At 70.2% G+C, this 8,367-nt stretch carries 7 protein-coding genes and 2 pseudogenes; 3 read left to right on the forward strand and 6 right to left on the reverse strand.

Annotated features, from left to right (window positions below; all coding sequences use genetic code 11):
• Window positions 1–11 precede the first annotated feature (11 nt).
• Window positions 12–344: a hemophore-related protein gene (locus A5624_RS11650; RefSeq protein ID WP_066866235.1), complete on the forward strand. Its 333-nt coding sequence runs from the start codon at window positions 12–14 to the stop codon at window positions 342–344.
• A gap of 24 nt (window positions 345–368) precedes the next feature.
• On the opposite strand, the gene A5624_RS11655 is transcribed toward A5624_RS11650, so the two are convergent.
• The 4 genes from A5624_RS11655 to mshB form a co-directional block, all read right to left on the reverse strand.
• On the reverse strand, window positions 369–1,133 hold the full coding sequence (locus A5624_RS11655; protein ID WP_066866237.1) for a maleylpyruvate isomerase N-terminal domain-containing protein: 765 nt from the start codon (window positions 1,131–1,133) through the stop codon (window positions 369–371).
• A gap of 39 nt (window positions 1,134–1,172) precedes the next feature.
• Complete coding sequence (locus A5624_RS11660; RefSeq protein WP_082984688.1) at window positions 1,173–3,824, reverse strand: bifunctional FO biosynthesis protein CofGH; 2,652 nt, start codon at window positions 3,822–3,824, stop codon at window positions 1,173–1,175.
• Between the two features lie 96 nt (window positions 3,825–3,920).
• Entirely contained in the window at window positions 3,921–4,382 is a 462-nt protein-coding gene (locus A5624_RS11665; RefSeq protein ID WP_066866241.1) for a hypothetical protein, read from the reverse strand.
• 92 nt (window positions 4,383–4,474) lie between these two features.
• On the reverse strand, window positions 4,475–5,389 hold the full coding sequence (gene mshB, locus A5624_RS11670; protein ID WP_066866243.1) for an N-acetyl-1-D-myo-inositol-2-amino-2-deoxy-alpha-D-glucopyranoside deacetylase: 915 nt from the start codon (window positions 5,387–5,389) through the stop codon (window positions 4,475–4,477).
• A 95-nt stretch (window positions 5,390–5,484) separates the two neighbouring features.
• On the opposite strand from mshB, the gene A5624_RS11675 reads away from it, so the two are divergent.
• On the forward strand, window positions 5,485–6,096 hold the full coding sequence (locus A5624_RS11675; protein WP_066866245.1) for a TetR/AcrR family transcriptional regulator: 612 nt from the start codon (window positions 5,485–5,487) through the stop codon (window positions 6,094–6,096).
• 11 nt (window positions 6,097–6,107) lie between these two features.
• Here the strand turns inward: A5624_RS11675 and A5624_RS11680 are convergent, their stop codons facing one another.
• Entirely contained in the window at window positions 6,108–8,009 is a 1,902-nt protein-coding gene (locus A5624_RS11680; RefSeq protein ID WP_197497859.1) for an ABC transporter family substrate-binding protein, read from the reverse strand.
• Between the two features lie 46 nt (window positions 8,010–8,055).
• Window positions 8,056–8,172 (reverse strand): annotated as a pseudogene (locus A5624_RS29020) (hypothetical protein); the annotation flags it as partial.
• On the opposite strand from A5624_RS29020, the pseudogene A5624_RS11685 reads away from it, so the two are divergent.
• Window positions 8,164–8,367: pseudogene (locus tag A5624_RS11685) on the forward strand (translational GTPase TypA); the annotation flags it as partial. The pseudogenes A5624_RS29020 and A5624_RS11685 overlap by 9 nt on opposite strands.

Genomic DNA, 8,367 nt, shown 5'->3' on the forward strand with positions numbered 1-8,367 from the left:
GGTGTCCACACATGAGGCTGTCGTTGAGCAAATTGGGCGTTGCGGTTGGCAGCGCGGCGGTGGCGTTGAGCGCCGCGGCCGGGATCGCGTCCGCGGATCCCACCGACGCGATCATCAACACCACCTGCAACTACGGGCAGGTCATCGCGGCGCTGAACGCGACCGACCCGGCAGCTGCCCAACAGCTGAACTCGTCGCCGGTGGCGCAGTCCTATATCCGCAACTTCTTGGCCTCGCCGCCGCCGAAGCGTCAGCAGATGGCCCAGCAGATCCAGGCCATGCCGTCGGCGCAGAAGTACTACGACGACATCAACCAGGTCGCGGTCACCTGTAACAACTACTGAGCCGATCGCTTCGCACGAAGCGGTTCAGTAGCCGCCGAGCAGGCGGCGCACGCGCCCCAGGGTTTCCGGCCCGACGCGGCTGCGAATGCGTGACGGATCGGCGGGCCGCCGGCCCCACAGCAGCAGCACCCGCGCGGCCGCGTCGGTCTCCAGGGTGGCCGGGCCTTCCGGCTCGGCGAGCCCGATGGTGATCTGATCCGGGTCCGCGGCCAGTACGACGTCGTCGGTGCCGTCGGCTCGCAGCCGGGCGTCGATTCGCTCGCCGGGTTTCAGCTGCTTGGCCCCCTTCACCAGCAGCGGCCTGCCCACCGCGAGGACGCTGTGCGTGGTCATCCACGGCTCGGCCAGCCGGGCCTGGGCGGCCGGTTCGTCCCCGGTGATGTCCCAGCTGTGCAGGACCAACTCTTCGCGCATGTGCTCGGCGAACCAGGGCACCTTCATGGTGCGGCCGGTCCAGGCGACGTCGGTGTCGGCGGGCAGCGCCTCGGCCGCCACCGCGACCTCGGTGAGGGTGGCCATCCGGTCGGTCAGCGCGTCCCACAGGTCCGCGTCGTTCAGGGCGCGCAGGGGGCCTTCGCGTTCCTCGAAGCTGCGGGTGGCTACGGGCTGGCCGTCCAGGTGGGCGCCGAACACCCGCGCGAGCTCTTCGGCGTTTCCGGCCTGGTGGACGACGATGTCGCGCACCGTCCAGGCCTCACACCAGGTGCCGGCGTCGGGTCCGTGCCGGCGCACCGCATCCGCGAACGGCCGCCACTCGGGGAATCGATCGTCATCAATCTGTCGCTTCACGACCCCCGGTATACCCGACGGCACCGACAAGAAGGCGAACTACGCGGCCAGCGTCGTGTAGTCGGTGGTGCGTTGCCGCGCCGGGCGGCCGATGCCCTCGGCGATCGCGACAAGCTCCGCCACCGTCTTGGCCGAGCCGTACTCCGAACCGGCCATCCGGGAGATGGTCTCCTCCATCAGCGTGCCGCCCAGATCGTTGGCGCCGCCGCGCAGCATCACCTGCGTGCGCTCCACGCCGAGCTTGACCCAGCTGGTCTGGATCTGGGAAATGCGGCCGTGCAACATGATTCGCGCCAGCGCGTGCACGGCGCGGTTGTCCCGATGGGTGGGTCCGGGACGCGACGCGCCGGCCAGGTACAGCGGTGAGCTCTGGTGCACGAACGGCAACGGCACGAACTCGGTGAAACCGCCGGTGCGGTCCTGGATGTCGCGCAGCACGTTGAGGTGGCCGACCCAGTGCCGCGGGCTGTCGACGTGGCCGTACATCATGGTCGACGACGACCGCAGCCCGACCTCGTGTGCGGTGGTCACGATTTCGATCCACAGCGACGTCGGCAGCTTGCCCTTGGTCAGCACCCAGCGCACCTCGTCGTCGAGGATCTCGGCGGCGGTGCCCGGAATGGTGTCCAGCCCGGCTTCGCGCAGGCTGATCAGCCACTCGCGAATGCTCAGCCCGCTCTTGGTGACCCCGTTGGCGATCTCCATCGGGGAAAACGCGTGCACGTGCATCGACGGCACCCGCGCCTTGACCGCGCGGACCAGGTCGGCGTAGCCCGTGACCGGCAGCTCGGGGTCGATGCCGCCCTGCATGCACACCTCGGTGGCGCCCTGCACGTGCGCCTCCCACGCGCGGTCGGCGACCTCCTCGGTGGACAGCGAGTATGCATCGGCGTCGCCCTTGCGCTGCGCGAACGCGCAGAACCGGCAACCGGTGTAGCAGATGTTGGTGAAGTTGATGTTGCGGTTCACCACGAAGGTGACGTCGTCGCCGACGGCTTCGCGGCGCAGCGTATCGGCAAGCGCGGCAACCGCTTCCAGCGCGGGGCCGTCGGCGGTGGCCAGGGACAGGTATTCGCTGTCAGAGCAGCCGCCGGGGTCGCGTTCGGCGGACCGCAGCGCGGCCAGCACATCGGTGTCCAGCCGTTCTGGCGCTTTGGCGCCCTGCGCGGCCAGCTCGTTGACGTGCGCGCGGATCGATTCCCAGTCGCCGAAGGCGCTGTCGATGTCGCTGCGGGTCTCGGTGTTGCGGCCCTCGCTGTCGATGGCCGCGTTGAGGTCGACCCGGCCCGAGGAGCCGACGTCGTCGGGCTCCTGCCAGGGCAGCCCCACCGGGTTGACGTCGCGCGCCAGACCGGTCGCCGGATCGGCCAGCGCCGCAACGTGTCCGGACACCCGCGGGTCGATCCACGCCGCGCCCGCCTGCACGTATTTCGGCTGCGCGGTCAGCCGCTGGACCAGCTCGTAACCGGCTTCGGCGGTGACGGCGGCCAAGTCGTCCAACGCCGGCCACGGCCGCTCGGGGTTGACGTGGTCGGGCGTCAGCGGCGACACCCCACCCCAGTCGTCCACCCCGGCGCCGAGCAGGGCCAGGCACTCGTCGCGCGACACCAGATTGGGCGGCGCCTGAATCCGCATCCCGGGGCCGAGGACCAGGCGCGCGACCGCCACCGTGGCCAGGTAATCCTCGATGCCGGCGTCGGGAACGGCGGCCATCGCGGTGTGTTCCTTGGCCCGGAAGTTCTGCACGATCACCTCTTGCACATGACCGAACTCCTTGTGCGCCTTGCGGATCGCATGCAAGGTGTCGGCGCGCTCGGCGAGCGTCTCGCCGATGCCGACCAGCAGGCCGGTGGTGAACGGGATCGACAACCGCCCCGCGTCGGTCAGGGCGCGCAGCCGCACGGCCGGATCTTTGTCCGGGCTGCCGTAGTGCGCAAGCCCTTTCGTCTCGAACAGCCGCCGTGACGTCGTCTCGAGCATCATGCCCATCGAGGGCGCCACCGGCTTGAGCCGGGCCATCTCCGACCAGCTCATCACGCCGGGGTTCAGGTGCGGCAGCAGCCCGGTCTCTTCGAGCACCCGGATCGCCATCGCGCGCACGTAGGACAGCGTGGAGTCATAGCCGCGTTCGCTCAGCCACTCGACGGCCTCCGGCCAGCGATCCTCGGGCCGGTCGCCGAGGGTGAATAGTGCTTCCTTGCAACCGAGTTCGGCCCCGCGGCGGGCGATGTCGAGGATCTCGTCGGGCTCGAGATACATGCCGGCGCCCTGGGCGCGCAGCTTGCCCGGGACGGTGACGAAGGTGCAGTAGTGGCAGGTGTCCCGGCACAGGTGGGTGACCGGGATGAAAACCTTGCGCGAGTAGGTGATCGGCAGCCCGCCGCCCGGCCCGCGCCGGCCGGCCGATTCCAGACCCGCATCGCGCACCCGGGCCGCACTGGCACACAGGTCGGCGAGGTCCGCGCCGCGCGCGGTCATGGCGACCGCCGCCTCGTCGACGTTCAGCGCGACGCCGTCTCGAGCCCGTCGCAGCACCCGCCGCAGCGCCGATGCACCGGCCTTCCGCGGGGCTTCCGGAGAAACCTTGGCCGGCACCACAGGGTTGGGCAGAGCGGTAGGCTCCTCGCCCGGAGTCAACAGCACCTTGGTGTAACTTCCCCACGATCGAATTTCATCCGCGCGTCCCAACATGTGAAATCGTGGCACCCGTTGGCGGGTCCCGTATGGGCAACAGTCAACAGTAGCGGCACCCCCGCGTCGGCAAGCGGGCGACATCCCGGCCGACCGTCAGACGCCCTGCCCGCGCCGCCACAGCACCCAGACCGGCGGTACCACCCCCAGGACCAGCAGCAATAAGGCCGCGTATGCCATCAGGCCGCGGCCGCCCAGGATCACGTCGTCGGCCGGGCCACCCATGCTGATCACCGCCACGGTCAGCAGCCACGTCCACAACGGCAGCGCCGCCAACCGGGGCGAACGGGTCCAGCGGCCGGCGGCCCACACCAGCGCCGCGTTGACCAGTCCGGAAATCAGTCCGCTGATGGGAAACGGGACCGTCCCGATGTAGAGAGGCAGCAGCAGGGCTCCGGCAAGTGCGGAGAGCACCCCGTCGACCGCCAAGAGGGCCAATACGACGAAACGGATCGCGGGGTCGGTCGCGCCGCTGTCGTCAACGGAGGCGACGCGTGGCTTGGTTTCGGTCAGGTCGGGACGCTGTCGATGTTGGACATGATGGAGCCGATAACCCACTGTAGGTTGTCCAGCCGGTCCTGCCAGTGTTGCTGATTAGGGTCCAGGTCGGGGTCCATGCGAATTCCTTCCGTGGCTGCCTGATTGGCAGCCTACCGCGTCGGGGCCGGCGGAAACTCAAGCCCTGCGAGCAGGTCCGTTTCCCAGCCCCGCCCGTCGCGCTCCCCCGCCGCGCCACCGACCAGGACGTAGTGCTCTTGCCCCAGAATCGGTATCGCCGCGTTGTTCGACAGCGCGCAGGCGCGACCGGTCGGTCCGACCACCACCTGGGTGGCGTGCGCGGCGAGCGCCGCCCGCTTGGCGGCCACGGCCTCCGGGCCGGTCTCGACGACGGCGTCGATGTCCTCGTCGGCGTAGCCGAAGGTGAACTCCTCCTTCGGCGGGATCGACCATTCGGGCCGCAGATCCTCGGGCGTCAGCGCGTCCATGGCCGCTTCGAAGGCGCTCGTTGCGAAGACCGACCAGTAGAACTTCGGCACGGCCCAGGGCTCGTCGGGAAAGTCGGCGGCGCCGGCTCCGGCGACCGCCGCCGCCACGGCGGCCGCCGTGATGCGGTGCGCGTGAACGTGATCGGGATGGCCGTAGCCGCCGGCCGGGTCGTAGGTCACCACGACGTGTGGGCGCTGCTCGCGGATGACGGCCACCAGCGCGCCGACGGTCTCGCGGTCGTCGGCGTCGATGAAGCGTTGCCGGTGCCGCGCCGGCGTGCCGCGCATGCCCGAATCGCGCCACCGGCCGGCGCCGCCGAGGTAGTGCGGCTCGCCCACGCCCAGCGCCCGCAGCGCGGCGGTCAGTTCGCCGATCCGGTAGCCGCCGAGTTGGTCCGCGCGATCGACGGCCAGTTCGGCCCATCGTTCGCCGATCACCTCGCCCTCTTCGCCCAGCGTGCAGGTGACCACCCGGACATCGGCGCCACGGGCGGCGTAGTGGGCGATGGTGGCGCCGGTGCCGAGGCTTTCGTCGTCGGGGTGCGCGTGGACGAACAGTAGCCGCGGCGTCTCAGGCATGGACGGCACCCTACGGCAGCCGCGACGATTCGGGCAGTCCGGCCGCTACCCACCGGTAAGCGGCAGGTAGGAACGCGCACGGCTACTATCAAGGAGTGCCCCAGCTCACGGACGCAGACCAGACCGGCAGCCGAAGCCGCCGGCGCGGCGAGGTCCTCGAACGCGCCCTGTACGAGGCCACCCTGGCCGAGCTGACCGAGGTCGGTTACGGCGGCCTGACCATGGAGGGCATCGCGGCGCGCGCCCATACCGGCAAGGCCGCCCTGTACCGACGCTGGGACACCAAGTGCGAGCTGGTGCACGCCGCTTTGGTGTTCGCGCTACCGCCGCTGCCCGAGCTGCGTTCCGGCCGGTCGGCCAGGGAGAACCTGCTGGCGATGTTCACCGCGCAGCGCGACCTACTGGCCGGAAAGACCGGCTTCCCGGGCCTGGACGTCATCCATCAGCTGTTGCACGAGCCCGAGATGCGGGCCATCTTCGCCGACGCAGTGGTGCGGCCGCGCATGCAAATCGTGGAATCGATCCTGCAGGCGGCCATCGACGACGGTGACCTCGATCCGACGACGGTCACCCCGCTCACCGCCCGCATCGGGTCGGCTCTGATCAACCAGCACTTCCTGCTGAACGGTTCGCCGCCGAACCGGCGCGAGCTGGCGCTCATCGTCGACACCGTGATCCCGCCGCGCGCAACGCGTCCCGCCGACTGACCGCGCGGGCGTTATGGCCCCGTCTTGATCCACTGGCCGGCGTCGCCGACGATGCCGACCGGGACCGCACCGGACAGGCTGACGTTCTGCACGCTCGGGCCGGCCCCGACGATCGTGGTGTCCTGCAGGATCGGCAGCACGGTAGCCATGTTCCACAAGCGCGGTTCGACCGCGGTGATCACGTCGTTGATGTTCTTGGTGCCGTTCAGGGCGGCGTCGATGTTCGACTGGATGCTGCGATCGCAGATCCCGGTGAGGTTCGACGGCGCCTGCACCAGGGCGTTGGGATCGGCCGGGCGGCTGGGCGGCGGCGTGGTCGTCGGCGTCGTCGACGTGGCGGGCGCCCCGGTGGACGGCGTGGGACCGGCGGGGGCGGACGGCGCGGGTGCCGGCCCGTTGGAGATCGGCACCTGGGTGGATTCCAGTGCGGGACAACCGTATCGGGAGGCGAGCCGGGTCGCCAGGTTGCCACCCGCCTGATGCCAGCCGACGATCGCGTCGACCCGGTTGTCGTTGAGCGCGTCGTGATAGAGGGTGACCGGGTCCAGCGCCAGCACGGTCGCGGCGATGCCGACGTTGCGCAGGCGGTCGGCGGCGGTGTTTGCCACCGCGACCGAGGTCGGATCGTTCGCCGCCACCCCGATCACCAGCGAAAGTTGTTGGCCGTCCTTGCTGATCCGGCCGCGGATGACCTCGGGCGGCCCGGTGTTCGGCGGGGCTGATGGCGGCGCCGCCGAAGCCGAAGTGTTGGGGTCGACCTTGTAGCCGGCCCCCTCCAGCAGCGCCAGCGCCGCCGGGGTCGTCATCGCCGGTGGCGCGGTCGGCTCGTAGCCCGGGTCGCTCGGCGCCCGGATCTGGGCCTGGTCCAGGGTGACGGTGTTGTCGCTGCCGGCGCCGACGGCCGCGAGCAGGTCGACGTCGAGCAGCCCCAGGATCGCCTTACGGACTTGCGTGTCCGCCAGTTTGGGTTCGGTGGCCCGCAGCGTGAGCTGCATGATGCGCGGCGTCACGATCCGAGCGGTCCGGACGTCGGGGATGGCGGACAGCTGCGCGAAGGCCGCCGAGCCGCCGTGCACCTGCGCCACCTGGGTGTCGCCGTTGCGCACGGAATCGGCCAGCGCGGCCGGCGCCCCGGCGCGGCGGAACAAGATGAGCGCGGGTTTGGCCGGCGGTCCCCAGTAGCGGTCGTTGCGGGCCACCAGGATCTCGTCGCGCTGCGGATCGATGCTTTCCACCCGGAACTGGCCGCCGGTGACGGGAAGCGCCCGGGCCAGACCCGCGGCGAAACCGCCGGGCACGTCCTTGACGATGTGGGCCGGAAGGATGTTGCTGAACAACTCCTTCCACGCCGGATACGGTTCGGCGAAGGTGACCACCGCCTGCTTGCCGCCCTCCAGGGACTGCACGCCGGTGATGAGGTCGTACCCGGCCGGGTCGACGACCCCGGGCTGGCTGACCATCTGGTGCCACAGGTACCAGAAGTCGTCGGCGGCGATCGGCGCGTTGTCGGTCCACTGCGCCTCCGGCCGGATCTTGTAGGTCACCGTGAACGGGTTCTGGCCGGTCACCTCGGCCGACACCAGCAGGGTCGGGTCCATCTCCCAGCGGGAACCGGTCGGCATGTTGGGGTCGGGGACCGGCCGAAAGGCGCTCGGCAGCACCAGCGCGCTGATCGCCGCGTTCACCGGGGACAGGTCGGACAGCAGGTGCGGGTTGAAGCCGGCCCCGATCGAGTCGATGCCCATGATGATCTCGCTGACCCGCGGTGGCGGCGGCACGGAGTTGTGCGGCGTATCGGTGCTCTGCGGCGCCGGCGGCGGGTTGACCGTACAGGCCGAGAGCACGAGTCCGACCAAAAAGATCAGTCCGCCCAGCACCATGAACCAACGGCGGACTCGTCTCGGCACGCTGATCAGGGTATCGAGCAACCGCACAGCAGCCCGCCCAACCACCCCGGTGTTAACCCCGCGCCTTGGCGCGCGACCGGCTGCGGGCCCGGGCGGTGGCGTCCAGCTCGACCTTGCGCACCCGCACGATCTCCGGGGTCACCTCGACGCATTCGTCTTGCGCGCAGAGGATCTCGACATCAACGTCACCCGCGAGAAGAAGCTGACCAACATGCGGTCGTCGACCGCCGATGTCATCGAAACGCTGGCCCGGCCGCTCGAACTCGATCTCGAGCAGGCCATGGAATTCTGCGCGCAAGACGAATGCGTCGAGGTGACCCCGGAGATCGTGCGGGTGCGCAAGGTCGAGCTGGACGCCACCGAC

It is taken from the genome of Mycobacterium sp. 1482292.6, from assembly GCF_001672995.1.
Classification (GTDB): Bacteria; Actinomycetota; Actinomycetes; order Mycobacteriales; family Mycobacteriaceae; genus Mycobacterium; species Mycobacterium europaeum_A.

What these genes read in the sequence shown, in the direction of transcription:
- A5624_RS11650 (WP_066866235.1), top strand. Translation starts at nt 12, where the DNA reads ATGAGGCTGTCGTTGAGCAAATTGGGCGTTGCGGTTGGCAGCGCGGCG.
- A5624_RS11660 (WP_082984688.1), bottom strand. Translation starts at nt 3,824, where the DNA reads ATGTTGGGACGCGCGGATGAAATTCGATCGTGGGGAAGTTACACCAAG.
- mshB (WP_066866243.1), bottom strand. Translation starts at nt 5,389, where the DNA reads ATGCCTGAGACGCCGCGGCTACTGTTCGTCCACGCGCACCCCGACGAC.